Origin of the sequence: Streptomyces sp. NPDC058086 (assembly GCF_042885015.1) — a bacterium.
Lineage (GTDB): Bacteria > Actinomycetota > Actinomycetes > Streptomycetales > Streptomycetaceae > Streptomyces.
This window is the reverse complement of the sequence record NZ_JBHVST010000071.1, coordinates 1-26,805: the sequence shown is the minus strand read 5'-3', so window position 1 is coordinate 26,805 and position 26,805 is coordinate 1. Positions and strand designations below refer to the sequence as shown.

Below are 26,805 nucleotides of genomic sequence, written 5' to 3'. Positions count from 1 at the left end.
AGAACACCTAGCTACGCCCCCTCGCTCACCGTCTCCCCCAGTACCCGCGCCGCCCGTTCCGCGTCTGCGAAGCCCACGTACAGGGGGGTGAAGCCGAAGCGGAGGACGTCGGGGTGGCGGAAGTCGCCTACGACGCCCTGTTCGATCAGGCGCTTCATCACCTCGCCCGCGTCCGCGCAGCGCAGGGCGACCTGGCTGCCGCGTTCGGCGTGGGTGGAGGGGGTCAGGGACTCGATGCGGCCCCGGGGGACGTACGCCTCGACGCATTCCAGGAAGAAGTCGGTCAGGGCGAGGGACTTGGTGCGGACGGAGTCGATCGAGACGCCCTCCCACACCTCCAGCGCGGCCTCCAGGGCCAGCATGGAGAGGATGTCCGGGGTGCCGACGCGGCCCCGCAGGGCGCCCGGGGCCGGTTCGTAGGCGGGGCTCATGCCGAACGGGTCGGCGTGGGAGTTCCAGCCGGGGAGCGGGGAGTCGAAGCGGGGCTGGAGGTCGGCGCGGACGTAGAGGTACGCCGGGGAGCCCGGGCCTCCGTTCAGGTACTTGTACGTGCAGCCGACCGCGAGGTCGACCCCGTGGCGGTCGAGGTCCACCGGCAGGGCCCCGGCGCTATGGCACAGGTCCCAGACCGCCAGGGCACCCGCGTCGTGGATCGCGGACGTGAGGGCCGGGAGGTCGTGCAGACGGCCGGTGCGGTAGTCGACGTGGTTCAGGAGGACCGCCGCCGTGCGGGGGCCCAGCGCGGAGGGGACTTCCGCCGGTTCCAGAGGGCGCAGTTCGCAGCCTGTCAGGCGGGCCGCGGACGCCGCGATGTAGCCGTCCGTCGGGAACGTCGTCGCGTCGACGATGATCTCGTCACGCCCGTCGGAGGACAGGGCGGCCAGACGGACCGCTCCCACCAGGGCCTTGAAGACGTTCACGCTCGTGGAGTCGCCCACCACGATCTGGCCGGGGGCCGCCCCGACCAGCGGCGCGATCCGGTCGCCGATCCGCTCCGGCGCCGTCCACCAGCCGCTCTCCTCCCAGGAGCGGATGCGCAGTTCGCCCCACTGGCGGCGTACGACGTCGTCGATCCGGCCGGGGACCGACGCCGGGAGCGCGCCGAGTGAGTTCCCGTCGAGGTACACCACGTCGTCCAGGACGAACTGCGCACGCAGTTTGGCGAGTTCGTCGGAGGCGTCCAGTTCGACGGCCCTGGCATACAGGTCGGACCGCTCGGAGACACCCTGTTCAGACCGCTCAGACCGCTCAGACCGCTCAGACATGAGACCTCGCCGTCCACAGCTCGGGGAACACGTTCTTCTGCGCCCGCTTCTCCAGCCAGGCCACCCCGGCGGAGCCGCCCGTGCCCGTCTTCGCGCCCATCGCGCGGCGCGTCGCGACGAGATGGTCGTTGCGCCATCGCCACACCAGTTCGGCGACGTCGGTCAACGCCTCACCGAGGCGGGCGAGTTCGTCGTACTCGTCGCCCGCGTACAGGGCCGTCCACACCGCTTCCACCTCCGGCGAGGACTCGTAGCGCTGGGACACGTCCCGGTCCAGTACGGACTTCGGGACCGCGTGGCCGCTTCGCGCGAGCAGCCTCAGGACCTCGTCGTAGAGGCTCGGTTCGTGCAGTGCCTTCTCCAGCTCGGCGTGCACGCGCGGCGCGCCCCGGTGCGGGACCAGCATGGACGCGGACTTCTCGCCGAGCAGGAACTCCATCCGGCGGTACATCGCTGACTGGAAGCCGGAGCCCTCGCCGAGGGCCGAGCGGTACGAGTTGAACTGGGCGGGGGTGAGCTGGGCGAGGGGCCGCCAGGAGGCGTTCAGCGCCTCCAGCTCCCGTACGGACCGCTTCAGCGCGGCCACCGCGACCGGCACCCGGTCCTCGCGGAGCGCGTTCGCCGCGGTCTCCCACTCGTGGACGATGACCGTGAACCACAGCTCCATGACCTGGGTGGTGACCAGGAAGACCATCTCTCCGGGGTCGTCGGAGAGGGTGTGCTGGAGGTGGGTCAGAACGTCCGCCTGGACATAGTCCTCGTACGGGGTCGTTCCTCGGAAGTCGAGATGCGGGGTCTCGGGCTCCTGAGCCTCGACGGGCTGAGCCTGCTGGGACGACATCGCTGTCTCCTGATGCGTACTCCGGGTAGCGGTCCGCCCCTGCCGTTTTCGACACGGGGGCCCCGGTCCCCACCGGGCATCCTCCACAATCGTCACCCGAAACCGCAAGGTCCGCCCGGTCACATCGGCCAGGCGGACCCGTATGACCTGCGAGTACACCCGGACGGCCATACGACGGGTACACCCTGGGAGGGCTCGGCCACCCCCTGGGAGGACTCAGTAGAGGTCGCGGGATCTGGAGACTGGGTGCTGGACCTGGCACGGATCTGCTCCACGGAGCGGAGTGAGGACAAACCTCCCACGGGGGAGATCCAGGGGGCCTCTAGGCGGGTCACTGCAGACCCGCGTCGTGGGCTTGTGCCGATGCGAGTTCGGCTTGACTCAGGTTCATGCTGTCGGTCTTCGTCACCATGCCCCAGTGCCGCTCGACCGGGCACCTCGCGAAGCGGCGACTGGGCGTGAGGCGTATCGATTTGATGCCGATCAGCGGGACCCACGTCGCCGTGAACAGGTGTCCTGCAGAGCATCGCACGATCGATTTGCCGGCCATAGGCCGTGTCTCCTTGCGATAGGTGGGGGGAGGGAGTCGACGTGTCAGGAATCAAGTGCCGTTTCGGGGCTGAAGCAGGCGGCGACGACGGCAACCGACGCGACGGCGATGAGGAACGTGATGCCTCCAGCGGCCAGCAGCAACCGGGTGGCTCCCAGATGCGGCAGCCCGTACGTCAGTGCGAACAGCGAGCCGATCGCAGGCAGCATGGCGATCACGTTGCCCAGGTTTCCGCCGGACAGGCCCGCAGCGCCGCCGATCTGGGTGAGGCGGGGGAACAACAAGCTGACCAGAAGGGCGAGGCTGCCGCTGGTCAGGGCTATGAGCAGCGGCAGGAGGAGTGACAGTGCCGTGTATCCCGCGTCCAGGTGGAGCCGCGTTGATGTCGTGGCCACGAGCAGGCCCGTGGCCAGGGCCACGATGGCCATGTAGGCGGCCCAGAACCCGGTCGCCGCGGCGGCCATGTAGCCGAGGACGGCTGTAGCGATGCGCCTGGGTGTGTAGGGGGCGCTGAGCAGTTCCTCGAAGCCGCCCCGGGTGACCTCCGCGCCCACCAGGCCCTGTACGGCGCGGGTCACGGACACTGAGTTGAAGAACGCGGCCAGGGCGGGGCCCAGCGTCAGCAGGATACCCATGGTGACGGCGTGGCCGCCGCTGGTGTAGCGGGCGGCGACGTCGAGGAAGGAGCCGGCGCCGTTGACCGCTCCGCTGCCGCGCAGGGAGGTGAGCACCATGAGGGCGAGGACCGCGACGAAGGGCAGCACTGGGGCCAGCAGATGGCGTCTGCCCTCATGAAGCAGACGCCAGATGAGCGCGTGGGTGAGCGCGAACGGGCGGGGGGTTCCGGCGGGTGCCGTCACTGCTGGTCCCAGGTCTGGTAGGCGGGCTGGTGGTGGGTCTGGTTGTCGAGGTGGAGGAAGACGTCTTCCAGGGCGTTCCCGGCCTGGGCGACCTCTCTGAGTCCTACTCCCTGACGAACGAGCTCCTCGATGAGGGTCTCGGTCTCGCTGTCGCCGGCGACCTCGACCAGGACCGCGCCCTCCCGGTCCGGGACGGGCTCATGGCCGAGACGGCGGAGCGCTTCGGTGGGATCCAGGCGGGCACGGATGCGCAGGCGCAGGCCGAGTCCGACCATCTCCTCGCGTAGTTCGGCGGGAGTTCCGCGCCCGGCGATGCGGCCGGCGCTCAGCAACGTGACATCGTCGGCGAGTGCCTGGGCCTCGCTCATGTTGTGGGTGGAGGCGACGATCGTACGACCGTCCGCAGCGAGTCCCCGCAGTCGCTCCCTGAGGTCGGCGGTCGCCGCCGGGTCCATGCCTGTCGTGGGTTCGTCCAAAAGCAGGACGGGTGGGTCGGAGAGCAGCGCCTTGGCCAGCGCGACGCGCTGGGTCTGGCCGCGGCTGAGGGTTCCGGCGGTCCGGTCGACGAGGTCGTGCAGGTGCAGCGCGGAGACGACGTCGGTGATGCGCTGCTCGCGCAGCGCGGCCGGCAGGTCGAGGACACGGGCCCAGTAGCCGAGGTTTCCGCCGACGGTCAACTGGGGTGAGAGCGCGGCCCGGTGCGCGGTCACGGAGATCAGCCGCTTGGCGCCAGGGTCGTGGTGTGGATCGCGGCCGGCGACCAGCACCCGCCCGGAAGCGGGCTTGAGTACCGCGGCCAGCACCCGGAACAGGGTGGTCTTCCCCGCTCCGTTGGGGCCGAGCAGGACGTGCACTCCCGGTCCGAAGTCCAGGCTCACGTCCGTCAGGACGGATCGGCCGCGGTATCCGGCACACACGCCCTCGGCGGACAGCACCATCATCGCTCCCCACGCGTTCTGAAGTGGTCGATGGTCAGCATCGTATGTCCGGTGTTCGCGATGCCAAGGTCGTGATGTCGAACGCTGCGGAATCCGGCCACTTCGGCGGCCCAGGCGAACACCTGTGGTTCCACCGGGTACTGACGGGAGTAGCCGTGCGTGGCGTCGAGATCGGTCGCCAGGGTGGTGCCGTTGACCGTCGCCGCCCGCGTCGCGTCGGGGGCGTGGGCCTCGATGACGACGAGACCGTGACGGCGGGTGAGAGTGCGCCAGCTGTGGAAGTGCGCGGCCAAATCGCGGGCCATGGCGTCCGGGGTGATCGTCTGCCCGTCGGAATCGGCGAAGAAGCGGAGCATGCGGGGCGGCCGGGCCGTGTCGGGTATGGAACGGGGCCACCCGGCCCGGAAGTTCCGGTCGTGGATGACGGACTTGCTGACGTGCAGGGCGTCGGCGGCGTCCAGTCCGTGCCCGGCCAGTTGGCGCGCCGTCCTGTCGGGATCGGTGATGTCGCCGTCGATGACGAGATGGGGGATGCCCGCCCGGGTGAGCCGTTCGGCCGTGATGTGCCGGGCCACGGGGCTGGGCTCCACGCCGACCATGAGCAGCGGACGGTCGGCGAGCCGTCTGCCGCGGGTCGTGCGGTCGCGTATCGCGGTATGGAGGGTGTGCAGCAGGGTCCCGTCCCCGCATCCCGAGTCGACGACGAGGGCGGGCTGACGGTCGAGGTCCGGCTCGTCGAAGAGGGGCAGGCACACGTCCAGGAAGGGTTCCCGGCAGGTGGCGGTGAACACGTCCCCGCTGAATACGATGTCCAATTCCCTGTCGAGGTGCGCGTCCTCGTCGGGGACGGCGTCGGCCGCGGCCGGGTCGCCGAAGAGCAGGTGATCCACGTTCCTGAGCGCGGGCAGATAGCTGACGGGGTGCCAGTACTGGCGCGCGTAAGCGGCGGCGACGGCGCCCAGCGGCGTGAGCCGGGCGATGTCGTCGTACATCGTGGCCCATCCCTGGTGCGCGAGGATCTCGCAGGCGGTCCTCAGAGCACGAGGGTTGGCGCGGTGATCGGCGGTGAAAGAGATGATGTCCGTGTCCGCGTTCAGGAGACCATGCCTGGCCAGCTGGGCCATCAAGGGCGCCGTGATGTGGCCGTCCAGGTGAGCCAGTACCTGAAGCCGGGGCGCGATCGGGCGGAAATCGCCGGGCACGTGCCACTCGGCTCGCATGTGGTCGCGTACCGCGGCCAGTTCCTGCTCGCCCTCCCGGTCGCGGTCCGTGAACAGCACCCGGCCGAGCCGCTGGGCCAGGAGAAGGAACGTGGTCGCCGACGCGTAGGAGGCGGCGAGTGCGGTCATGACGGTACGGCCGTGGCGGGTGGGCAGGTAGCCCAACGTGTCGACGGACCCTTGAGGCGCGTGAGGTACGAGCCATCCCTGATTGGCCATCAGGCCGAGGGCAACGTGCAGGTATCCGGGATTGGCGGCTACGCTCCGGGCGAGGTCCTGCACCTCCACAGGCTCGTCGGTCAGCAGCCGGGCGAGGACATCGCGTCGGTGCAGCGCGACCATAGTGGTGCCGATCGACAAGCCGTCGATATGCCTACACACCTGCTCCCACGCCACGCCACGCAGTTGTGCAGGGGTCATAGTGCGTCCTCCTCGGCCAGGAAGGGCGTGACCTCGTGGGCGAGCGCCTCGATCTCGTAGAGGAACCCGCCGTGCCCCAGCGTGCTGTCCAGGACGGCGTGGCGCGAGGACGTGCCCTGGCGCAGCAGGACCTGGTGCATCAGGTCGGTCTCCTCTGGCGGGTAGCGCCAGTCGGAGCGATAGCTGACGAACAGGGTGCGGGCGGTCACGGGTTTCAGGGCCGTCCCTAAGCTGCCGTAGCGGCCGGGGAGGTCGAAGTACTCCTCCGCGCGCATCAGGTGCAGCAGTGCGTTGGGGTCGATGGCGGGGCGTGGCTGGTTCGCGATGTTGTCGAGGAACGCCTCGACCGCGAACTCCGCACTCAGGGTGTACCGGGGCCGCTGGCCTCCCACGGTCCGGCGGGCGAACCGCTGCCCCATCGCGTCACGGCTCATCCACAGCGGTACGGCGGCTACCAGAGCGCTGGCCAGGCCACGGACTGGGCCGGGGCCGGCGTAGTAGTCACCGTCGTTGAAGTGCGGGTCGCTCCGGATGAGATGGCGCAGTACGGAGAAAATCGCGATGGTGTGTGCGGAGGTGTCGGGTCCGGTTCCGATGACGACGGCGTTGCGGACCGCGTCGGGGTGGGAAATGGCCCACTGCAGTGCCTGCTGGCCGCCGAAACAGCCGCCGATCACAGCGTGCAGTTGTGCGACCCCGAGGCGTTCCGTCAGTCTGCGTTGGGCGTTGACCATGTCCTCGATCGTGACCACGGGGAAGGCGGCCCCGTACGGACGTCCGGTGGCCGGGTCGGTGCTCGCCGGCCCCGTGGACTCTCCACCGGCGAGGACGTCCGAGCAGATGACGAAGTACCGGTCGGTGTCGAGCATGCGACCTGGGCCGATCGCCGCGTCCCACCAGCCGGGGCGGGCGTCCTGTGCCGTACGGCGACCCGCCGCGTGGGCGCCTTTGGTGAGCGAGTGACAGACCAGGACGGCGTTTGCGCCGTCCTGGGCCAGCCGGCCGTACGTCTCGTACGAGAGGCCGAACCCGGGCAGGACACGTCCGCTGGTCAACTCGAGCGGGGTGTCGAAGCGCGTGTTCGTGGCCTGTACGAGCGGTGCACCACGGTGCGAGTCGGTCATGCCGTCGACCTCAGTCATTCCATGCGTGTCCGTCATGAGGCGGCACGGGCCGGCATGCCCAGCGCCACCGGAGCGGGCTCGGAAGTGGGAGGCTCGGGCTCCTCGTCGAGCAGGCCCTCGTCGAAGAGCGAGTTGAGCCAGGCGAGGGTCTGCGTGAGGGGAACGCCGGCGCGCTTCTCGCGGCGCACGGCAAGTTCCTCCACACTGGCCATACCCCGGGTCAGGCACTCGGCGAGGTCGTCCAGATCTCCTTGGACGAGGGTCAGGTGCTGCCCCCGTGAGACCGCCCGCAGTTCGCCGTCGGCCACAGTCACCTTCACGTCGGGGCGCAGACGCACCGGGTCCTGGAGCCGCAGCCGGGTCCGCATGTTCTTCGCGATCATTGTCTCGATGAGCTCGCTCAGTTCCGCTCCGGTGTCGAATGTCCCCTTGTCCAGGACCCAGTAGCCCAGTGGCCAGCGGTCGGACGCATCGCACGGCGTGATCAGCTGTACGCTGCGGTCGACCATGTTGAAGAGGAAGCCCGAGACACACGCGATGGTCGAGCTGGCGTCCTCGGGGACCAGTTCGTCGCTGCGCTTGTGCGCGAACTTCCGGGCGCGGCCGGCGTTGGACTTCCGGAACGACTTGGCCGCTCCCTTGTTCTGCGGGATGCACTCGACATGCAGCAGCTCTTCGGCGGTGAACGCCTCCTCGATCCGGTGCAAGGCGCTGACAGCGATGATCGAGAAGCGGTCGACCTTCGAACCTCGTCCGCGCGCCAGCTCCAGCAGCCGCCGGGTGCGCTCCACGTCCTTGTGACCGATCGCCGTGGTGGTCTGCGGGCATTGGCCCAGGGCCTCATGGAAGGCCGTGAGAAAGTGCTCGTAGTCCGGGTTGTCCAGCGGATCGGTCGCCCAGTAGAGGAATGCGTCACGCATCGGCTCGCCGATGGTCGCGTCCATCACCCGGAGGGTTTCGCGCCAGAGTGCGGCGTGTTCGTCGGTGTACGGCCAGGTGTGGTCGAACTTCGGGGCGGCAACGCCGCAGAACCAGCAGCCGACGGTGCAGCCCTTGGACAGCTCGAATGCGGCCGGGGCGTGCACGATGGCCTGCGAGCGGGATGCCCCGAGTTCCCCGTTGCACCGCTTCATCTGACGCGCCCGCCACGCGGCCATGCGCCGGTCCGTGGTCGTCTGGCCATGGGCGCGTAATTCTGCACGATGGTCGAGCTTCTCCATCAGGAAGGCCCGATAACGACGCGCCGAGAGCAGAATCTCACGGTCATCGCCGTCCATCGCCTCCTTGTCACCAAGGAAGGGCCTTACTTGCTCCGGGGTGAGCGGTGATCCGATGTCCCTCAGGGCTCCTGCGGCGTCTTCCGCGAAGCGGTCGCGGAACGCCTTGTCAACGAGCCATCTCTCCAGGGTCCGCTTCGTCCATGCGACGTCACGGATGTAGTCGTACGGAACACCGGATGTATCGCCGAGCAGTGAATAGAATTCGCCGTCTCGCATGGCTGCGGACATGGTTCATCACTCCCATTACAGGACCGGGCAAAAACGGCACGCCTAGGGGGTGCCGCACGTTGGGAAGCCAACCGCACCGAAGCGGCCGTATAGCCGAGGAAATTCCGGGGGCCGACGCACGCGCCGGCCCCCGGCCACCGCTACGGCTCAGGAAGAACCGTCACGGGTCTTTTTCCGTACGTCGTACCGGCTCAGGTAATGACGGCGAGGGCGACCGCCGCCGCCTCCGCCACCGCGGCCACGTTGGTGACGGTCCACACCCAGCCGTTTTCGACGGCTGCGGCACGGTTCAGGACCAGCTCCGGCGTCCCCTCCAGCTGAAGACCGGCCGGGGCCTGGGGCAACACGATGTACCACTTGGTTTCGCTGCTCTGCACCAGCCGCAGTTCCCGGCCGGTCTCGAGCGGAAGCGCCTGCTCGACCAGGGACACGGACGTGGTGCTGTCCGCCGCGTCGGGCGGCAGGCTGACGTACTTCGCCGTCGGCGTGTCCTGGACTATCTCCAGGTCGACGCCGTCCGGGCACTCGAAGCCCTCCTCCGCGAGAACGGCCTTCGGTCTCGCGACGAGGTCGCGTCGGTACTCCGAGTCCTTCCATGCGCGGGCAACCGCCATCGCCACAATGGCGCCGGCGCGTTCACGCATGGCGAGGTGGTCCGCTATGAGCGTCACGCTTATTTCACACCCTTTCATTTGCAGGTGGCCGCTTTTCCGATTGCAGACACGGCGATCCGCTTCCGGAATTCGGCCGGGAAGGTGGACCTCTGAACAGTAGGCAGCCGCCATTTGATCGCTCAAGAGATTTCACGAACAAACATCCGGAATCTCCGAGTCCAACATGACATGACAGCTCGGAACGAACTCAACAACCCGCTGGATGCGTCGCCGCCACCAAACGAAGAAGAATCCACAGTGAAACCCGAACAGAAATTGCAAAACACGCGCATCGCGCTCCCGTCTCAATGTGCGTCCCGCCGGGCGGACCCACGCGGCGGTCGGTCTCGGGGAGCCACCCGTGTCCGAGGTCACGCCCATGGATGGCCCCGCGCGGCGCAACAGACTTGACGGTGCGTCAGTCACCTGAGGTCCGCGGATCTGCGCATCGCGTGCGTGACCTGAAGATTTCCACGTTGATCCCCTACATCACGACGGGGAACACGACCCCCGCTCGCCGCCTCGGCTCCGGCAGGGACGCACCCTGGTGGCGCGTGGGGCGTGAGGCGTCCGCCTACGGCCTTGTGCTCTCGATGGGCAAGGAGCCGAACGCGGCCCGCGCGAGGCCCCACGCGGTGCAGCGGCCGAGCCGTTTTGCGGCGTGTGCGGTCATCCCTGTCAGCGAGGACGCGCCTGATCGGCGCAGGCGTCCCCAACCCCGCCACTGCGGCCGATCAGGATGAGGGGACGGCAAAGAGCTGCCCGCTGCGATTCGCCTGCCGGTCCGCGCTGCCAGGAATCCGGGTCAGAGATCCTGCTCAAGACTCCGGGCGACCTGAAGCCAGGCTTCCGCATAGCCTCGCGCCACGCGAGCCATGAGGGTGGCACGGTGTGGAGGTACACCGCGTACCAGCTGCTGCCATTCAGCCGCTTCCGAGGGATGGATGCTCAGCAGCCGAAGGAGGCTGCGCCCCGGCTCGGACAGACGCATGGACGGGTCTCTGCGAAGGCTCTCCAGTACGGCAGGGACCTCGGGGGCCGATATCGGCAGGCCCGCACGGCGTTCCCAGCCATCTCCCGCGTGTTCACGCTGCTCCGCCTCCCCCCGGCCGGCGCCGACCACCGCCCCGTTTTGTTGAAGTCTCGGCGGTAGCACGTCCCGGCCCTGGAGCATTCGTTGGCGCACATCGCTCGCGGTCGCCAAGGAGATTCCCACCTGCTGCGCGATCCTTCGCAACGGCGCTTCGGGGTCTTTCGCCAACAGATCCGCAGCCAGAAGGCGCCGCTCGGCAGGATTCACCGGGCGCTCACGCCCGTCCATCCCCACCCTCTTGTTCAACCGAGCCTCGTCCTCGGTCGAACGTCTTCGAAGGGCAGCCACGGTCTTCGGCGCCATATATGTCACGGCTGCGATGCGCCGGTCGGACCAGTGCGGATGGGACGCGACGATCCGTTCCGCGGCGGCTGCACGGTCGGCGAAGGAGAGCGGCTTGCCGTGTGCCGAATTGAGTTGCACGGCAAGGATGAACGCCTCGTCCTCACCGCCGTCGAAGTAGTGGACCTCGACCTCGCTCTCGCCACGCAGCACCGCGGCCTGCACCCGATGCACCCCGTCGAGGACACACATGGTCGCCCGGTGGACGACGACGGGCGGTAAGGGCACGCCCAGACCGGCAAGCGCCCGAACGTGATCGGCGTCCGCTCCGGAGATACGCGGCGAGCTCACCCCCGACAGGCAGCGGACGGCCACCCGGTGCACCTCCCGGCCAAGGCCGCTTTCCCGTTCTGCCAGCCGCGGTACGGCCGCAGGACGGGCGTCTCGCGACGGTCCATGCAGGTAGAGCCCCCCCTGGTCCGTTGCCATCAAGCACCCTCCCTCGCACGTGGAGCCACCACAGATCCGGCCATGGACTCACGAGCAAGATCCAACTAGCGCCTGTTTCACCGCAGTTGAGATCACCACCCCGGACGCTAGCGCACGTGTTGACCCATTTCAACTGTTGTCACTCCGGTACACTCTGCGCACGTTCACCTGAGTGGAATCCGGTGTCGGGGGTGCGCAGCTAGGAGGCGTGATGACGCATGGGACCAGCCGCAGCCTGGCGGACAGGCTCAACCGACTCTTCGCGACCATCCGGTCCGAAGCAGGCGGCGAGTTCAGCAACGAGCACGTCGCGGCCGCCATCAGGCAGAGGGGTGTCACGATCTCCCAGAGCTACATCTGGCAGCTACGGAAGGGCATCAAGACAAACCCGACCCTGAAGCACATGGATGCGCTGGCGAATTTCTTCGGAGTGTCGACCGCCTACTTCATCGACCCCGAGGTCGGCGATCGCATCACGGAGCAGTTGGAGCGTCTGGCCGAAGCTCGGGAGCGGTTGGCAGAGGATTCCTCCGGCAGCGACGCGAAACTCATGGCGATGCGAGCCGGCCAGTTGTCGACGGAACGCCGCAAGCAGGTCATGGACCTCCTGGATGTCGTCTACCGCCTGGAGCAGGCCGAGCGTCAGAACTCGCCCGACAAGTGACTTGATTCCTTCTCGCTACCCGCGACCGACGCCCTGTTGCATATGCGGCACCCGACCACAAGACCAACTCTGCCGCACATGCAGCACCCGACCACAAGACCGGAAACGCTCGGGGGAACACCTTGCCCGAATGGAAGTTACGCCGACGCTGTAGGCGCATGTTGCAGCAACTCGACATCCAGCCCCCGCTGAGAGTCGAAGTCCTGTGCCACCTGCTCGGAGAGCAGCGCGGACGCCCGATCCGGCTTATGCCGCATTCCCTGCCCATACCCGGCCCTTTCGGCCTGTGGATCGCGTCGAGTACGGCCGACTACATCTTCTACCAACTCGAAACCAGCAAGATCCACCAGGACCACATCGTTCTGCACGAGCTCGGCCACATCATGGCGGATCATCAAGGCCCTGACACGGACGACGAATTCCTGAGGCAACAGTTTCCGGATATTTCAACGGACGTCATCAAAAAGGCACTTCGGCGCTCGTCCTATGACGAGGGGCACGAACGCGAGGCCGAACTGGTCGCCACCATCATCCTTGAATGGGCCTCCGTACTGGACTGCGTCGACTCGACCCCGTCCACGGATCCATCGGTCGACCGCGTCCAGGCGGCGCTGGGCGATCGGCAGGGTTGGCAATGATCACAGTAGTGTTGTTCGTCGGCACGGTGTTCGTGCTGATCCTGGGCTGGAAAACCAGCCAACTCATCAGGGCCCCGCACGACGCTCCCTTGCGTGCCGTCACCCTGTGTCTGGCAAGCGCGGCCGCCTCCTTCGGGCTCGCTCTGTCGCCCGCGGCAAAGGTGATTCGCTCCGTCGGCGGGGCCGGAGCTCCGAGGCTGGTGCAGAACGTCTTCGCGTTCTGCATGGTGTTCTGGCTGATGTGCTTCTATCTGTACTCCGCGACGGATCCTCAGAGGGGACGTAGGCGTGCCCGATGGGAGGCGCTTCCCCTGGGACTCGCCATCCTGGGCACCACGCTGGCGACAATCGCTGCCGCCGGACACGACACAGGCGGAGACTACGGCAGTGTGGACATGCGGGTCTCCGCCATCGCGGTCTTCTATCTCCTCGCCGATCTGTATCTGGTCTACGCCCTCATGATGGCCCTGCGCTGGACCCTGCGTTATGTGCGAGCATCCCACCGCCCCCTGTCCGTCGGTCTGTGGCTGATAGCGTCCGCCCTCGGCGGCATAGCCGCCGCCAGCGCGATCCGAGCGGCATTGACCCTGGTGCGCTGGCACGGGGGGACCGCCGCCCCGGCCGTCACAAGGATCTCCGGCCACCTGATCGCCGTAGCGATCCTCTTGTTCCTCATCGGCGTCGGCTACCCGGCCGTACACGCCCGCCTGTCGGTCATGCGCCTGCGCCGGCACCGACGCAGCATGTACCACCGCATGCATCCACTGTGGAGCCTGCTGCACGAGGCGTACCCCCAGGATGCCCTCCACCGTAACCGCATCAGCCCGCGGGGACTGCTGCGGTGGCCACGCGGAGTGGACCGCCACTACTACCGCCGAGCCATCGAGTGCCGAGACGGGCTGGTACGCATCAGTCCGTATCTCAGGCAAGAAGAACTGACGGGCTCGAGCCGTTCCGAGCCGTCGGCCGATCTCCTGGCGGACCGGTTGTGCGCCGCCCTGGAAGCCCAGGCGGAAGGCCGCGAAGCGCCTTACGTCGCGGTCGCCGTGGCGATACCGCAGGAGCAGGGTCTGGATGCGGACGTACGGCAACTCGTCATGCTGTCGGACGCGTTGGACCGTCGCACTTCACCCACCGCCCAGCAGGAACAGCGCAGAAAACACTATGGGAGTCGGCGTGACTGACCTTCTGATCACCGCAGGACACATGCTGCTCGGCCCCGCCGGCGAGCACACGCAAGACGCCGCGGTCCTCGTCACCGGAAACAGGATTGTCGCCGCCGGCCCGCGCGCGGATGTCGAAACACAGGCCGGGCGGGATCACCGAACGTTGTCCTTCCCGGACGCCACGGTGCTTCCCGGTCTCATCGACTGCCACGTCCACCTGGGCTTCGACGCCGGCTCCGATCCTGTTGCCTCCCTGCGCGCGAGTGACGACGCGACACTGTTGCAGAACATGGCCGGCCGCGCCCGGCAACTCCTCGACTCCGGCGTCACCACCATCCGCGATCTCGGCGACCGCGGCGGCCTCGCTTTCAACCTGCGGGACGAGATAGCAGCAGGCAGGCAGATCGGACCACGGATCCTCGCGGCCGGCAGTCCCTTGACCTCACCCCAGGGCCATTGCTGGTTTCTCGGCGGCGAGGTCGAGGGCCTCGACGAGATCCGGGAAGCCGTACGCCGCACCGCGAAGCAGGGCTCGGACGTAATCAAGGTGATGGCGACCGGCGGCGGCCTGACCTCAGGCGGCCCCGCCATCTGGGAACCTCAGTTCACCACGGAGGAACTCACCGCAGCCGTCGAAGAGGCCCACGCCGCCGGTCTGCCGGTCGCCGCCCACGCACACGGCACAGCGGGAATCGCCGCGGCGATCACCGCGGGAGTCGACACCATCGAACACTGCACCTGGATGGCACAGGACGGCAAGGTCGATGTGCGCGAGGACCTCGTCGCGCAGATCGTCGCCAAAGGGATCCGCGTGTGCCCGGCCGCCCACCCCAACTGGCGGTCCTTCGCCGAGCGGATCGGTCCCGACCGGGCCCGAGAGGTCTTCTCTCCCGCCCGCCGGATGGCCGAACAGGGCGTGCGTCTGATCGCTGGTACGGACGCGGGTGTACCGCGCTCAGGCTTCGACGGCCTCGCCTCCAGCCTCGAGTTCCTGGAGTACATCGGGCTGTCCAGGACGAAGGTGATCGCTTCCGCCACCGTCGATGCCGCTGAGGCTCTCGGCATCGCCCACAACACCGGTCGCCTGTCCCCCGGATACCGTGCCGATCTCGTGGTGGTCGAAGGCAACCCCCTCGACGATCTCAAGGCCCTGCACGACATACGACTCGTTGTGACGGGTGGGCGCATTCACCACTGAGCCTTTCCCAGTAGGCGCCCGTTGCTCACTGTGATCGCGATGCTGGCACTGCGACCCGTGTGTCTGGGCACGGTCCGGCCACCCGATCCGCTGCGCCTGGCGCACGCCCGGCGAGGGCCGTCCCCTGCCGCCCGCCGATACGATCGCGGTCGCTCTGGCACCGACCGAGGGTCGGAGGCGGGGCGGACAGTTTCCACTGCGAGGAGTCCCTGGGGCTGGTCACCCCCAGGTTCTCCGTCCGGCCGTGATCAGCGCCGGCGCGCTTGTGGCCGCTGCGGGGCTGGGGCGGCTGCTGTCGCGCGGACCGGAGCGTTGGTGTGCTGAACAGCGGCGCCGCGGACCTGTGCTGCGCGGGCTCGTGCGCCGACCGCCTCTCGGAGGGGGTCCGAAGGACCTGAGGCGAGAGGAGGGGGAGGACGACGACCTGCTTCGTATCTTCGGCACAGACCGATCGTGAACGAACGAAGCCGGGTTCCCGGCCGCAACGGGGGCCCGGTTTCCATTTGTCACCTGAGCACCGGCTCGATGTCCGCAGGGTCGAAGATCGGTCCGTTGGAGGCGGGCTTGATGATGACCGCGCGAAAGACCTTGAGGACGGCAGCGCGCTGCTGCTCGATCGCCAGCTTCTCCCACCGCTCCCGTATGTCGATGGGGCCGGCCGTGAAGGTCGCGGCCTCGGCGCGGTGCAGGGCTCGCTCCCGGTGCAGCTCCGCGATCTGCTTCTCCAGGTCCTCGGTGAGTGCGATGTAGCGAGCGGCCGACATGCGCTTTTCCTGCCACGCTCGCTTGAACTCGGCCATATCCCGTTCAAGGGAGACCAGTTGCTCCTCCTTGGTCCATTCCGGCGCGCGCTCACGGACGTTCGACAGCGCCTTGTCCGAGCTGAGGAACACAGCGTTCCTGACGAGGCGGTCGACCGGTTCGCCGGTCCTGGCCACTCCCCCGCATCCCCCGTCGTTCTTGCCGGGGCACGCGTACCTGAACTGCGATGACGTCTTCGACTTCCGGTACGACGGGAAGGCGCGCATCTTGGCGCCACACCTTCCACACCGGGCGATGCCCGACAGCAGGTACTTTGTGGCGTAGTCCTGTACGGCCCGTCCCTCCGAATCCCTCCGGACCTTCTCCGTGAGCAGGTACCAGTCGTCGGAGGTGATGATCGGTTCCCAGTCGCCGACGACAGGCTCTCCGTACTCGTCCAGGAACAACCCCCCTCGGTACATCCGGTAGCCACAGATCCGCGGGTTCATGAGCATCCGCTTGATCTTGGAGTCGTCGAAGAAACCGCCGCTGTGCGACCTGACCCCCTTGTCCCGCCACTCACGCGCGATCGACGCCCACCGGATACCGCCCAGGAAGTCCTTCACCGCCTTGCGGAGGTTCTCGGCCTCTTCCGGCACCAGCGTCCTGCGGTCCTCGCGGTTCCATCCATACGGTGCCCGGCCGCCGGGGAGCTTGCCCTGCGCCGCCAGTTCCAGGTGCTTGCGCTTCGTACGCCGCGAGGTGTCCGCCGAGGACTTGTTGGCGATGGTGACCTTGATCCGCGCGATGAACCGGCCGTTCTCCGTGGACAGGTCGATGTCCGAAGCCGATACGGAGTCGAAGACAAGCCGACGGTTGCGGCGCTCGGCCTCCTCGTACTCGTCGATCCATGCCTCCAGTTCACGCGGCTGACGCGTGAAGCGGTCGATGTCCCAGGCGACGACCCCGTCGATCCGCCCAGCCTTCAGGTCCTCCAGCATCTGCCGGAACTCCGGGCGTACCGTCCTGCGCCTGCCCGCGGAGAGATCGTTGTCCTCGTAGACCTTGGCGACCTCCCACCCCCGGGCAGCGCAGTGCAGACGACAGTCCTCCTCCTGCCGCGCGACGCCCAACCCCTCGGCCTCGTCGTCCTTGCTGACACGGGTGTAGATGCCCACCTGTCTGGCCCCGGAGGACCCCCGTCGTACCGCCATGCGCCGGATCGTCGCATGGCGCGATCGATGACATCAACCGCCGTTCTCATCCCAACCCGGACCACGGTCGATTCTCCTCATGGGCATCCCGAGCGCCCGTCCGCAAGTGGCAGACTGCTTCCATGACTACGCACAAGAACCTGCTCGGCGGCCCGGAGCCGACATACCTGCCGGAGAACGAAGACGCGTACCGCCTGCTGGGCGAGGACTCCATGTCCCCGGCCGAAGTCGCGGCGAAGTATCCGACGTTCTCGCTCGCCTGGGCGATGCTCGCCGACGACGCCTTCGAAGCGGGGCGAGTGGTCGAGTCGTACGCCTACGCGCGCACCGGCTATCACCGCGGTCTGGACGCGTTGCGCCGGGCCGGATGGAAGGGGCACGGCCCCATCCCTTGGAGCCACCGGGCCAATCGCGGGTTCCTGCGTTGCCTCGCCGGCCTCGCTCGCGCCGCCGGCGAGATCAACGAGAAGGACGAGGCGGAGCGGTGCTGGCAGTTCCTCCAGGACAGCAGCGCCGAGGCGTACACCGAGCTGAAGCGGTAGTCATCGCAGCTGAAACGTCTGTGCCGCCGTCGCTCAGACAGCGGCGACGGCACGGAGTGCAGAAACTGCACGATTACATGTAGCGCCATTCTCCCAGGGCACCGAGCCCTGGTCTGCGGCACCCTCCGGGGGTTGTGCCGAACGGGGTACCCGGCGCCCGAGCAGCCGCCCCGGAGCCACGACTGGAGCCACGACGGGCGGCCCCGCCTTCCGGTCTCACCGGGGCTGGGGCGGGCGCGGGCGCGAAGGCTCCAGTGGTGGGGCCGTCACACAGCCGTGCGTGCAGCACTGCGGGCGTCGGCAGTCGGGGGCCGGGCGGCGTACGGTCGTGAAGGCCAGCACCGCCCCGACGACCAGCACCCCGGCACACAGCGGCATCGCACGCCGGAAGGCGGCGTTGAAGGCGTCCGCCGAGCGGTACGCCTCCGGGCCCATCCCGGCCAGCAGCGGCAGCGCGGCCACCGCGATCAGTCCGGCCGCCCGGGCCGCCGCGTTGTTGATCCCGCTGGCCAGGCCCGCCCGCCCGGCGTCCACGGAGGCGAGGACGGTCGCGGTCAGGGGCGCGACCAGGGTCACCATGCCCGCGCCCATCACCACCAGCGCGGGAAGCACATCGCCGAGGTACGAGGCGTGCGGGCCCACCCGCAGCATGAGCAGCATGCCCGTCGCGCACAGCAGCGGGCCGACGGTGAGCGGGATCCGCGGGCCGATGCGCTGGGCGAGCTCGCCGGAGCGGGCGGAGAAGAGCAGCATCAGGACGGTCGTGGGCAGCAGTGCCGTACCGGCGCCCAGGGCCGAGTAGCCCGCCACGACCTGGAGCTGGAGCGCGGTCAGGAAGAAGAAGCCGCCGAAGGCCGCGTACACGCACAGCGTGACGAGGTTGACGGCCGTGAACTGCCGCGACGAGAAGATGTCCGGCGGCATCATCGGGTCGGGGCGGCGCCGCTCGACGTACACGAAGGCCACGCCGGCCGCCACGCCCCCGACCGCCGACACCCAGACCAGTACGGAACCGCTCGTGGCCTCGATCAGGGCGTACGTCACCAGGGCGAGCGCCAGGGCGCCCAGGACGGCGCCCAGGACGTCGAAGCCCCGGCCGTGCGCACGGCCGTCGGACGACTCGGGGACGTGGCGCACGGCGATGGGGGCGCAGATCAGCGCCACCGGGATGTTGATCAGAAAGACCCAGCGCCAGCCGGGACCGTCCACCAGCCAGCCGCCCAGGAACGGGCCGACCGCCGCGCCGACGCCGCCGAAGCCCGACCACAGGCCGACGGCCCTGGCCCGGTCGTCCGGGTGGAAGGACGCCTGGATGATCGCGAGCGAACCGGGGGTGAGCAGGGCACCGCCGATTCCCTGCAGGGCGCGGGCCGCGATCAGTACGCCCCCGGTCGGCGCGAGGCCGCACAGCAGCGAGGCGGAGGCGAACCACACCACGCCGAGGACGAAGATCTTGCGCCGTCCGAAGCGATCGCCGAGTGACCCGCCGAGCAGGATCAGGCCCGCGAGGGTCAGCATGTACGCGTTCACGGTCCACTGGAGTGCCGCGAGGCCCGTGCCCAGGTCACGGCCGATCGTGGGCAGCGCGACGTTGACGACCGTCGAGTCCAGCATGGCCATGCTGGAGCCGAGGACGGTGGTCAGCAGGATCCACTTGCCGGCGGGGCTGGAGATCCGCACATGGGGACCCGGTCCCGCTCCCTCGCCCGATGTCTTCTGCAAAGGCGCAGCCATACTTCGGAGCATACGGAAGGGCCCGGCACCGTGGAGGTGCCGAGCCCTTTCTCGTACGGTACGGACCGGGGAGAACCCGGGTGACTACTTGAGCTTGTTACCCGCGGAGCGCAGCATCTCGCACGCCTCGGTGACGCGCCCCGCCATGCCCGCCTCGGCGAGCTTGCCCCAGGTGCGCGGGTCGTAGGTCTTCTTGGAGCCGACCTCGCCGTCGACCTTCAGGACACCGTCGTAGTTCTTGAACATGTGGTCCGCGACCGGACGCGTGAAGGCGTACTGGGTGTCGGTGTCGAGGTTCATCTTCACGACGCCGTTCTCCAGCGCGGTGGCGATCTCCTCGGCCGTGGAGCCGGAGCCGCCGTGGAAGACGAAGTCGAACGGGGACGGCTTGCCGTACTTGGCGGCGACGCCGTCGTTCAGCTCCTTCAGGAGGTCGGGGCGCAGGACGACGTTGCCCGGCTTGTAGACGCCGTGCACGTTGCCGAAGGACGCGGCCAGCAGGTAGCGGCCCTTCTCGCCCAGACCGAGGGCCTCGGCGGTGCGCAGCGCGTCGTCGACGGTGGTGTAGAGGGAGTCGTTGATCTCGTGGCTGACGCCGTCCTCCTCACCGCCGGTCGGGGTGATCTCGACCTCAAGGATGATCTTCGCGGCGGCGGCCTTGGCGAGCAGCTCCTGGGCGATGGCCAGGTTGTCGGCGAGGGTCTCGGCGGAGCCGTCCCACATGTGCGACTGGAACAGCGGGTTCTCGCCCTTGGCGACGCGCTCGGCGGAGATGTCGAGGAGCGGACGGACGTACGTGTCCAGCTTGTCCTTGGGGCAGTGGTCCGTGTGCAGCGCGACGGTGATGTCGTACTTGGCGGCGACGATGTGCGCGAACTCGGCGAGCGCGACGGCGCCGGTCACCATGTCCTTCTTGTGCTGGCCGCCGAGGAACTCCGCACCACCGGTGGACATCTGGATGATGCCGTCGCTCTCCGCCTCTGCGAAGCCGCGCAGTGCAGCGTGCAGCGTCTGGGAGGAGGTCACGTTGATGGCCGGGTAGGCGAACTTGCCTGCCTTCGCCCGGTCGAGCATCTCGTTGTAGACCTCGGGGGTTGCGATGGGCATCTGTCCGCTCCTTGTATGTGCGGGTCTGCGTACCGCTGCTGCGGCACGACGGGACTGGTGCTTACGGCCCTGACCTAGGGGGGCGACGTCATCGTCGGCCCCATCTTTCCAGACTTGGCCGGATGCTCCAGACACCCTGTCCGGGATACGGGACCCCGTGTTCTTCGGGGTCCCGTGCCAGGCCCTAGTCCAGGCCGAGATCCGTCTTGGAGTAGGCGAAGAGGTACGGCACTCTGGCCTTCTCGGCGACGGCCTCGGCGGCACCGGTGTCCCGGTCCACGATCGTGGCCACGGCGACGACCTCGGCACCGGCTTCGCGCAGCGCCTCCACCGCGGTCAGCACCGAGCCACCGGTGGTGGAGGTGTCCTCGACCGCCAGGACACGGCGCCCCTTGACCTCGGCACCCTCGATGCGACGCTGGAGGCCGTGGGCCTTGCCGGTCTTGCGCACGACGAAGGCGTCCAGCGTCTTCCCGCGCGCGGCGGAGGCGTGCAGCATCGAGGTCGCGACCGGGTCCGCTCCGAGGGTCAGACCGCCGACGGCCTCGTAGTCGAGTTCGTCGGTCAGGTCGAGCATGACCTGCCCGACGAGCGGCGCGGCCACACCGTCGAGCGTGATCCGGCGAAGGTCGATGTAGTAGTCGGCTTCCTTGCCCGACGAGAGGGTCACCTTGCCGTGCACCACGGCCTTGTCCTTGATCTGCTGCAGCAGCGCGCCGCGTACGTCACTCATGTCCGCCAGCTTAGAGGCGCCGCCAGCTCCAGGTCATGGTCGCCTCCAGGGGATCGATGGGGGTGACCAGGCGCGGGTGGGTGTTCAGCCCGTTGGGCGGGCCGGTCTGCGGTTCGACGCACACGGCGGCCTCCTGCTCGTCGTACACCACCACCCACTCCTCCCGGCTGGTCACCTTCAGCTCCAGCTGCCCCGGCCAGGTGAGCGTGACGTCGACGCCGTCGGGCATGCCGAAGCAGTCGTCCCAGGGGCTGGGCTTCGGCTCGATGCGGTGGCCGGTGGGCAGGTGGTCCTCGCCGCGTTCCTCCTGCCAGGCCGGGGTGAAGTCGACCTGGACGTCTTCTTGGCCCAGGTTCCTGTTGAACCACGGGTGCCAGCCGACCTGGGCGGGGAACGAGTCCTCGTACGTCTCCACGGACATCGTGACCGTGAAGGCGTCCTCGGTCAGGGTGAAGAGCTGGGTGACACGGCCGGGGTGGGGCCAGGGGGCCACGAGGTCGTACGTGATCACGGCCTCGGACTTGCTGGTGCGGGCGGTGCGCCAGGCCCCGTCCCGGGCGGTGCCGTGGATGGCGTGCGGCGGGGCGTTGAGCGGCATCTGCTGGACCGTGGCGCCGTCCAGGAAGCGGCCGTCGCGGATTCTCCCGCACCACGGGACCATCGGGAAGCAGCCGAACTTCTGGCCCTGTCGCAGTAGTTCGGCGTCGCCGATTCGTAGACTGCCGATCCGTCCGCCGTTGCCCGGTGTGACGGTCACTTCCGCGTCGCCCGCGGTCAGCGTGATGTCTTCGTTACTCACGGAGTTGACCCTACTGGGCCGGATTCCCCACTCGGCCCCCACCGCCACTACCCGCCCCGTGCGGCTACGGGTGGGCGGGGGCCGGTGCTGTGGTCAGCGGCGTTTGCGCAGGGCTCGGGTGACGGCGATGGCCGAGGCCAGGGCGACGGCCGCGGCGGGGGCCGCCCAGCGGAGCGTGGCGCGGCCGGCGGCGGTCTCCGGCGCCGGGACGGGGGCGTAGCGGCCACGCGGCGGGGCGTGGTCCACCTCCTCCGCGCTGCGGCCGATCATCGTCCGTCGCGCATGCGCCGCCTCTGCCACGGCATCCTCCCTGTTCACACGGCTCGGGGTGGGCGGGGCCGGTTCCTCCTCCTCGAAGAGGGCGGAGGGCTCGGCCTCCGGGGCGGGCTCGATCTCCGCTTCCGGCTCGACCTCCGGCTCCGGCTTCTCCGGCTCAGTCTCCCCTTCCGGCTCCCGTTCGGCCGTGCCCGGTGGCGTCTCCGTCACCTCCGCCAAGTTCTCGACGAACCGGTTCAGCAGGCGGCTCGTGGTCGCGGACACCGCGTCCGGGGGGAGATCCGCCACGCGGCCGTCCGCTGTGGTGGTTCCGGTGATGGTGACGGTCGTGCCGCCGTCGGAGGGGGTGAGGGTGAGGGCGAGGGCGAGTTTCACGGTGCCGGGGCCGCGCGCCTCGCTGGCGTCGCCCTCGACGGCGTACGAACCGTCCTCCCGGGCGGTGACCCGGACCGTCCCCCGGTAGGTGATGGTGTGGCCGCCGACGCGGACTTTCAGGCGCCCGGAGACGGGCGGCGTCCCGGCGTCCTGCTGGAGTCCGGGGACCGCCCGGGCCACCCGTACGGGATCGGCCAGCGCCTCCCTCAGCCGCTCGGCCTGAACCGGAACGAACACCTCATGCTCCATGTCGGCCGAGCCTACCCAGGACGGCCCGCACCGCACCCGCGTATCCGGGGATTCGTCCGTCCGCCGTCTCAGTCGGCGTAGCGCGGATGGACCAGTGTGGAGGGCGCGAGGCCGGGTACGCGGGTACGCCACGCGGCGTAAGCGTCGGCGGTGAGTGACGGCTGTGTGAGCGTACGCAGGCGTGGGCCGTGCGGGTCGAGGCGCAGGGGCGTGCCCGTGACGGAGGCCAGGATGAAGCCCCAGTCGCGAGGGGCGCTGGACGCGCCCGCCGTGCGGTCGGGTCCGGCCGCGAAACCGGAGTCCCGGCCGCCGACGCGGTAGGGGGTGGTGCGCAGGCCGGCCGCCCGGAGTGTGGACTCGACCGTCCAGAAGACGCGGAGGCGGGAGGAGACGGGGCCCGCGTGGACGGCCAGGCGGCCGCCGGGGGCGAGGACGCGGCGCGCCAGGCCGTAGAACTCCTGCGAGTACAGCTTGGTGCTCGCCGTGATCCCGGGGTCGGGCAGGTCCGAGATGACCACGTCGTACGTCGACTCGGCCCCGCGCAGCCAGCCGAAGGCGTCGGCGGTGAACACGTGCACGCGCCGGTCACCGAACGCGTGAGCGTTGAGCGCCGACAGGGCCGGGTCGGTACGCGCCAACCGCACCACCCCCGGGTCGAGTTCGACCACGTCGACGCGGCGCACGCCCGGGTCGCGCAGCACCTCGCGGGTGGCGAGTCCGTCGCCGCCGCCGAGGACGAGCACGCGCGCGTGGGGACCGTTCATCACGGGGTGGACCAGCGCCTCGTGGTAGCGGTGCTCGTCGCGGCCGCTGACCCGCAGGCGTCCGTCGAGGAAGAGATCGAGCGGGCGGCCGTGCGTGCCGCCGGTGAGCACGACCTCCTGCACACCGGTCTGCAGGGCGACCCGTACGTCCTTGCCGTACACGGCGCGCCGGGCCGCGCGTTCGAAGTCGTCGACGTGGGCGGCGGCCGCGGCGAGCAGGGCGAGGACCAGGACGTTGGCGATGAGCAGGAACCAGCGTCCGCGTCGGCTCAAGTCCCTGCGGAACAGGCCCAGTACGAGGGCTCCGCCGGCCAGGGCGTTCACGGTTCCGGTGAGCAGCGCGCCCTCCAGTTGCCCGAGGAGGGGGAGCAGGAGGAAGGGGAAGGCGAGGCCGCCGACGAGGGCGCCGACGTAGTCCGCCGCGAAGAGGTCCGCCACCGCACCGCCCGGGTCCTGGCGGCGGATGCGCTGTATCAGCTCCATGAGGAGGGGGACTTCGGCGCCGATGAGGAGGCCGATGGCGAGGGAGAAGGCCGCCAGGAGATAGCGCGAGCCGCTCGTCCAGACCCCGCCCCAGTCGCCGGTCCACGCGAACACCGCGTACAGGGCCATCGCGCTGCAGCCGCCTACCAGGGCGAGCGCCGCCTCGACCGCGCCGAAGCCGGCCGCGGCGCGGGGGCGCAGGCGTTTCGCGGCGAGGGAGCCGATGCCCATGGCGAAGACCATCACGGAGAGGACCACGGAGGCCTGGGTGACCGAGTCGCCGATCAGATACGAGGCGAGGGCGACGAGTTCGAGTTCGTACACGAGTCCACAGGCCGCGCAGACGAACACGCCCGCGAGGACCAGGAACCGCCCGATGCCCGGGCGGACGGGCAGCCGCGCCTGGCCCTGGACGCCCCAGGGCGGCGGCGCGCCGGGGGGAGCAGGCGCGTGCGGTTCGATCACGCGTGGAACGCTACGTCACGCCACCACGACGCTTCGTCACCCACACGTGTGGAAGTGCCGTCCCGATGTGTGGCGTCCGGCGCTGATGACGAGTTCGTGGGCAACCGAAGCGGCAGGCGAAGCAGCAGCCTAAGCACCACCCCCCTCACGGCACCGCCGCCGTCACCCGTACCCCCACCCTCGTGCGCGTCGCCACCAGCTGGCCGTCCTGCGGGTAGGCGTGCCACGTACGCCAGTGGACCTGCCCCTCGTGGCGCTGGGCGAGCAGCGCGGTGAAGGCGTGCGGGCTGCCGGGGAAGACGCCGGCGAGTCCGTTGGGGTGGTCGGAGACCAGGGCCAGTAACTCCTGCGCCCGCCCCGCGAAGGACCCGCAGGAGAGCGTCTCGACGCGCGCCGCGAACTCGTACTCCCAGTCGCCGACCCGCTTGGCCACCCCGAGCGGAAGCGGCGTGCTGCTGCCGGCGATGCACGCGACGGTTTCCGAACAGCTGCCCCGCTCCTCCTCCAGGAGGACCTGGTGGGACGCGCCGAGGAGCCGCAACTGCAGTCTCGCCCCGTCGAGTTCGAGGTCGAGAGTGGCGAGCGCGGGGAGCGGTTCGCGCCCCAGGGCCCAGGCCAGGTCGGCCGCGCGCGTGTCGGTGTACGAGGTGTTCAGGGTCGTGAGCATGGGTCGGCTCCGCTAGCACGCAAAAAGGGAGGTGGGGATCCGGCGCACCCGGTCGGTACCTCGGTACCGGGGGATCGGCCCGGTCAGCCCGGTCTGCCCTGTGGGGAAGGGACGATCCGAGGGCTGCTTTGGTGGTTTAGAGGGAATCATGAACTGTGGCGCCGTCACAGCGTTTTTACCCAACTTCGTGGGGTTTCCATCCCCCCGAGGGCTCCACAGTTCAACTGTTCAACCACAGCGTGCGCCGGGGCGCACGGAATTGAACGCCCCGGCGCACCCCGTATGGGGCGCGGGGCCCTGACATCTGCGGCCCGCCGCGCGGGCCCGACCAGCCCCCGCCGGCCCCGCAGCCGAATCCCCCCGGCCCCACGCCCCTGCCCCCCGGCGAAGCTCAGCTGCCTCCGCCGCACCCCCCGCCGCCCCCGCACGACGACCCGCCTCCGCAGGACGAGCCGCCCCCGCACGACGAGTGCCCGCCGCACGAGTGGCCCCCGTGGTGTCCGCCGGACGAACCGCTGCCGCAGGACGACACGGCTCCCCCGGCCCCGCCGGCCCACCAGCTGCCGGAGCTGTCCGAGGACCCGCCCCGCGAGCGGCGGCCCCGCGCCGAACCCGACGAGCTCTTCGAGAGCCCGACCTTCTTCCGGCCGCGGGCGACGGCACGCAACGACACGACGAACAGGATGAAGACGACCGCCAGGATGAAGCCGATCAACATGGCGTCACCCTCCTTTCGTTCCCCCGAAGCGACCCCCCGTGGGCGCCTCGCTTCTTGCGTGCCAGGGGGATGCCCTCGCGTCTCACCAGCCAAAGCAGAGTTGAGGAAGTCCAGAGCTTCGGCGCAGGATGACCGGCATGACCTCCAACGGCCGACGCCCCCTCCTCAACCGCCGACTCGCCGAGTTCGGCACGACGATCTTCGCCGAGATGTCGGCCCTGGCCCTGAGTACCGGGTCGATCAACCTTGGCCAGGGCTTCCCGGACACGGACGGGCCCGAGGAGATCAGGGAGGCGGCCGTGCGGGCGCTGCGCGACGGGCGCGGCAACCAGTACCCGCCGGGTCCCGGCGTGCCCGAGCTGCGTACGGCGATCGCCGAACACCAGAAGCACCGGTACGGACTGGCGTACGACCCGGACCGCGAGGTGCTCGTCACGGCCGGTGCCACGGAGGCCATCGCGGCGTCGCTGCTCGCGCTGGTCGAGCCCGGTGACGAGGTCATCGCCCTGGAGCCGTACTACGACTCGTACGCGGCCAGCATCGCGATGGCGGGCGGGACCAGGATCCCGGTCACCCTGCGCCCGCACGAGGAGACCCGCGACGGAGTCACCCACCGGCGCTTCCGGCTCGATCTCGACGAGCTGCGCGACGCGGTCACCGACAACACCCGGCTGCTGCTCGTCAACACCCCGCACAACCCGACCGGTACCGTCCTGACCCGCGAGGAGCTCGGGGAGATCGCGAAGCTCGCCGTCGAGCGGGATCTCCTCGTCATCACGGACGAGGTGTACGAGCACCTGGTGTTCGACGAGGCCGAGCACCTGCCGCTGGCCTCCTTCCCGGGGATGCGGGAGCGGACGGTCACCATCGGCAGCGCGGGGAAGACCTTCTCCTTCACGGGGTGGAAGGTGGGCTGGGTGACGGGCACGCCGGACCTCGTCACCGCCGTACGGTCGGCCAAGCAGTTCCTGACGTACGTGGCGTCGGGGCCGTTCCAGTACGCCGTGGCCGAGGCGCTGGCGCTGCCGG

The 26,805-nt window shown here is 69.3% G+C and carries 24 protein-coding genes; 6 read left to right on the top strand and 18 right to left on the bottom strand.

Annotation, left to right across the window (positions count from 1 at the left end):
* Positions 1-11: 11 nt before the first annotated feature.
* From kynU to ACFVWD_RS38890, 10 genes are all read right to left on the bottom strand, one after another.
* On the bottom strand, positions 12-1,265 hold the full coding sequence (kynU, locus tag ACFVWD_RS38935) for a kynureninase (RefSeq protein ID WP_389602721.1): 1,254 nt from the start codon (positions 1,263-1,265) through the stop codon (positions 12-14).
* Positions 1,258-2,106 carry a tryptophan 2,3-dioxygenase family protein gene (locus tag ACFVWD_RS38930; protein WP_389602720.1) on the bottom strand — a complete coding sequence of 283 codons (849 nt, stop codon included), beginning with the start codon at positions 2,104-2,106 and terminating at the stop codon, positions 1,258-1,260. Before ACFVWD_RS38930 ends, kynU begins: the two co-directional genes overlap by 8 nt.
* Positions 2,107-2,437: 331 nt before the next feature.
* A complete protein-coding gene (locus ACFVWD_RS38925) occupies positions 2,438-2,656 on the bottom strand; it encodes a hypothetical protein (RefSeq protein ID WP_389602719.1) in 219 nt (72 codons plus the stop codon).
* Between the two features lie 44 nt (positions 2,657-2,700).
* Entirely contained in the window at positions 2,701-3,516 is an 816-nt protein-coding gene (locus ACFVWD_RS38920) for a hypothetical protein (RefSeq protein WP_389602718.1), read from the bottom strand.
* Positions 3,513-4,457 (bottom strand): ABC transporter ATP-binding protein, encoded by a 945-nt coding sequence (locus tag ACFVWD_RS38915; protein ID WP_389602717.1) that lies wholly within the window; start codon positions 4,455-4,457, stop codon positions 3,513-3,515. Before ACFVWD_RS38915 ends, ACFVWD_RS38920 begins: the two co-directional genes overlap by 4 nt.
* A complete protein-coding gene (locus ACFVWD_RS38910; RefSeq protein ID WP_389602716.1) occupies positions 4,454-6,094 on the bottom strand; it encodes a hypothetical protein in 1,641 nt (546 codons plus the stop codon). Before ACFVWD_RS38910 ends, ACFVWD_RS38915 begins: the two co-directional genes overlap by 4 nt.
* A complete protein-coding gene (locus ACFVWD_RS38905; protein WP_389602715.1) occupies positions 6,091-7,236 on the bottom strand; it encodes a homoserine O-acetyltransferase in 1,146 nt (381 codons plus the stop codon). Before ACFVWD_RS38905 ends, ACFVWD_RS38910 begins: the two co-directional genes overlap by 4 nt.
* Before the next feature lie 14 nt (positions 7,237-7,250).
* Complete coding sequence (locus ACFVWD_RS38900; protein ID WP_389602714.1) at positions 7,251-8,714, bottom strand: radical SAM family RiPP maturation amino acid epimerase; 1,464 nt, start codon at positions 8,712-8,714, stop codon at positions 7,251-7,253.
* Positions 8,715-8,917: 203 nt separating this feature from the next.
* On the bottom strand, positions 8,918-9,397 hold the full coding sequence (locus tag ACFVWD_RS38895) for a nitrile hydratase subunit alpha (RefSeq protein ID WP_389602713.1): 480 nt from the start codon (positions 9,395-9,397) through the stop codon (positions 8,918-8,920).
* A 787-nt stretch (positions 9,398-10,184) separates the two neighbouring features.
* Positions 10,185-11,243, bottom strand: a complete 1,059-nt coding sequence (locus ACFVWD_RS38890; protein ID WP_389602712.1) for a hypothetical protein — start codon at positions 11,241-11,243, stop codon at positions 10,185-10,187.
* A gap of 172 nt (positions 11,244-11,415) precedes the next feature.
* On the opposite strand from ACFVWD_RS38890, the gene ACFVWD_RS38885 reads away from it, so the two are divergent.
* From ACFVWD_RS38885 to ACFVWD_RS38870, 4 genes are all read left to right on the top strand, one after another.
* Positions 11,416-11,907 (top strand): XRE family transcriptional regulator, encoded by a 492-nt coding sequence (locus ACFVWD_RS38885; RefSeq protein WP_389602711.1) that lies wholly within the window; start codon positions 11,416-11,418, stop codon positions 11,905-11,907.
* A 158-nt stretch (positions 11,908-12,065) separates the two neighbouring features.
* The gene (locus tag ACFVWD_RS38880; RefSeq protein ID WP_389602710.1) at positions 12,066-12,545 is read left to right on the top strand and encodes a hypothetical protein; all 480 of its coding nucleotides are present in this window, start codon (positions 12,066-12,068) and stop codon (positions 12,543-12,545) included.
* Positions 12,542-13,729: an MAB_1171c family putative transporter gene (locus ACFVWD_RS38875; protein WP_389602709.1), complete on the top strand. Its 1,188-nt coding sequence runs from the start codon at positions 12,542-12,544 to the stop codon at positions 13,727-13,729. The genes ACFVWD_RS38880 and ACFVWD_RS38875 overlap by 4 nt, the downstream gene beginning before the upstream one ends.
* Positions 13,722-14,909: an amidohydrolase family protein gene (locus ACFVWD_RS38870; protein WP_389602708.1), complete on the top strand. Its 1,188-nt coding sequence runs from the start codon at positions 13,722-13,724 to the stop codon at positions 14,907-14,909. Before ACFVWD_RS38875 ends, ACFVWD_RS38870 begins: the two co-directional genes overlap by 8 nt.
* A gap of 506 nt (positions 14,910-15,415) precedes the next feature.
* Here ACFVWD_RS38870 and ACFVWD_RS38865 read toward each other — a convergent pair.
* Positions 15,416-16,864 (bottom strand): recombinase family protein, encoded by a 1,449-nt coding sequence (locus ACFVWD_RS38865; RefSeq protein WP_389602707.1) that lies wholly within the window; start codon positions 16,862-16,864, stop codon positions 15,416-15,418.
* Positions 16,865-16,986: 122 nt separating this feature from the next.
* Between ACFVWD_RS38865 and ACFVWD_RS38860 the strand changes: the two genes are divergently transcribed.
* The gene (locus tag ACFVWD_RS38860) at positions 16,987-17,406 is read left to right on the top strand and encodes a DUF3151 domain-containing protein (RefSeq protein WP_389602706.1); all 420 of its coding nucleotides are present in this window, start codon (positions 16,987-16,989) and stop codon (positions 17,404-17,406) included.
* A gap of 216 nt (positions 17,407-17,622) precedes the next feature.
* Here the strand turns inward: ACFVWD_RS38860 and ACFVWD_RS38855 are convergent, their stop codons facing one another.
* The 7 genes from ACFVWD_RS38855 to ACFVWD_RS38825 form a co-directional block, all read right to left on the bottom strand.
* Complete coding sequence (locus ACFVWD_RS38855; RefSeq protein WP_389602705.1) at positions 17,623-19,140, bottom strand: MFS transporter; 1,518 nt, start codon at positions 19,138-19,140, stop codon at positions 17,623-17,625.
* Between the two features lie 84 nt (positions 19,141-19,224).
* Entirely contained in the window at positions 19,225-20,247 is a 1,023-nt protein-coding gene (fbaA, locus tag ACFVWD_RS38850; protein WP_060901612.1) for a class II fructose-bisphosphate aldolase, read from the bottom strand.
* 184 nt (positions 20,248-20,431) lie between these two features.
* Positions 20,432-20,980: an orotate phosphoribosyltransferase gene (pyrE, locus tag ACFVWD_RS38845; protein ID WP_389602704.1), complete on the bottom strand. Its 549-nt coding sequence runs from the start codon at positions 20,978-20,980 to the stop codon at positions 20,432-20,434.
* A 10-nt stretch (positions 20,981-20,990) separates the two neighbouring features.
* Positions 20,991-21,779, bottom strand: coding sequence for an aldose 1-epimerase (locus ACFVWD_RS38840; RefSeq protein WP_389602703.1), 789 nt, complete (start codon positions 21,777-21,779; stop codon positions 20,991-20,993).
* A 93-nt stretch (positions 21,780-21,872) separates the two neighbouring features.
* A complete protein-coding gene (locus ACFVWD_RS38835; RefSeq protein WP_389602702.1) occupies positions 21,873-22,679 on the bottom strand; it encodes an SRPBCC family protein in 807 nt (268 codons plus the stop codon).
* A 68-nt stretch (positions 22,680-22,747) separates the two neighbouring features.
* Positions 22,748-24,391: a polyamine aminopropyltransferase gene (locus tag ACFVWD_RS38830; protein ID WP_389602701.1), complete on the bottom strand. Its 1,644-nt coding sequence runs from the start codon at positions 24,389-24,391 to the stop codon at positions 22,748-22,750.
* A gap of 145 nt (positions 24,392-24,536) precedes the next feature.
* The gene (locus ACFVWD_RS38825) at positions 24,537-25,058 is read right to left on the bottom strand and encodes a DUF2617 family protein (protein WP_389602700.1); all 522 of its coding nucleotides are present in this window, start codon (positions 25,056-25,058) and stop codon (positions 24,537-24,539) included.
* Between the two features lie 846 nt (positions 25,059-25,904).
* On the opposite strand from ACFVWD_RS38825, the gene ACFVWD_RS38820 reads away from it, so the two are divergent.
* Positions 25,905-26,805: aminotransferase class I/II-fold pyridoxal phosphate-dependent enzyme (locus ACFVWD_RS38820; RefSeq protein WP_389602699.1), on the top strand; the 901-nt coding region annotated here is incomplete at its 3' end.

Excerpts from the sequence above, each read along its gene's own strand:
- ACFVWD_RS38890 (WP_389602712.1), bottom strand. The coding sequence starts at position 11,243 with ATGGCAACGGACCAGGGGGGGCTCTACCTGCATGGACCGTCGCGAGAC.
- kynU (WP_389602721.1), bottom strand. The coding sequence starts at position 1,265 with ATGTCTGAGCGGTCTGAGCGGTCTGAGCGGTCTGAACAGGGTGTCTCC.
- ACFVWD_RS38910 (WP_389602716.1), bottom strand. The coding sequence starts at position 6,094 with ATGACCCCTGCACAACTGCGTGGCGTGGCGTGGGAGCAGGTGTGTAGG.
- ACFVWD_RS38835 (WP_389602702.1), bottom strand. The coding sequence starts at position 22,679 with ATGGAGCATGAGGTGTTCGTTCCGGTTCAGGCCGAGCGGCTGAGGGAG.
- pyrE (WP_389602704.1), bottom strand. The coding sequence starts at position 20,980 with ATGAGTGACGTACGCGGCGCGCTGCTGCAGCAGATCAAGGACAAGGCC.
- ACFVWD_RS38875 (WP_389602709.1), top strand. The coding sequence starts at position 12,542 with ATGATCACAGTAGTGTTGTTCGTCGGCACGGTGTTCGTGCTGATCCTG.
- ACFVWD_RS38905 (WP_389602715.1), bottom strand. The coding sequence starts at position 7,236 with ATGACTGAGGTCGACGGCATGACCGACTCGCACCGTGGTGCACCGCTC.
- ACFVWD_RS38925 (WP_389602719.1), bottom strand. The coding sequence starts at position 2,656 with ATGGCCGGCAAATCGATCGTGCGATGCTCTGCAGGACACCTGTTCACG.
- ACFVWD_RS38930 (WP_389602720.1), bottom strand. The coding sequence starts at position 2,106 with ATGTCGTCCCAGCAGGCTCAGCCCGTCGAGGCTCAGGAGCCCGAGACC.
- ACFVWD_RS38855 (WP_389602705.1), bottom strand. The coding sequence starts at position 19,140 with ATGGCTGCGCCTTTGCAGAAGACATCGGGCGAGGGAGCGGGACCGGGT.
- ACFVWD_RS38825 (WP_389602700.1), bottom strand. The coding sequence starts at position 25,058 with ATGCTCACGACCCTGAACACCTCGTACACCGACACGCGCGCGGCCGAC.
- ACFVWD_RS38915 (WP_389602717.1), bottom strand. The coding sequence starts at position 4,457 with ATGATGGTGCTGTCCGCCGAGGGCGTGTGTGCCGGATACCGCGGCCGA.
- ACFVWD_RS38865 (WP_389602707.1), bottom strand. The coding sequence starts at position 16,864 with ATGGCGGTACGACGGGGGTCCTCCGGGGCCAGACAGGTGGGCATCTAC.
- fbaA (WP_060901612.1), bottom strand. The coding sequence starts at position 20,247 with ATGCCCATCGCAACCCCCGAGGTCTACAACGAGATGCTCGACCGGGCG.
- ACFVWD_RS38860 (WP_389602706.1), top strand. The coding sequence starts at position 16,987 with ATGACTACGCACAAGAACCTGCTCGGCGGCCCGGAGCCGACATACCTG.
- ACFVWD_RS38900 (WP_389602714.1), bottom strand. The coding sequence starts at position 8,714 with ATGCGAGACGGCGAATTCTATTCACTGCTCGGCGATACATCCGGTGTT.
- ACFVWD_RS38880 (WP_389602710.1), top strand. The coding sequence starts at position 12,066 with ATGTTGCAGCAACTCGACATCCAGCCCCCGCTGAGAGTCGAAGTCCTG.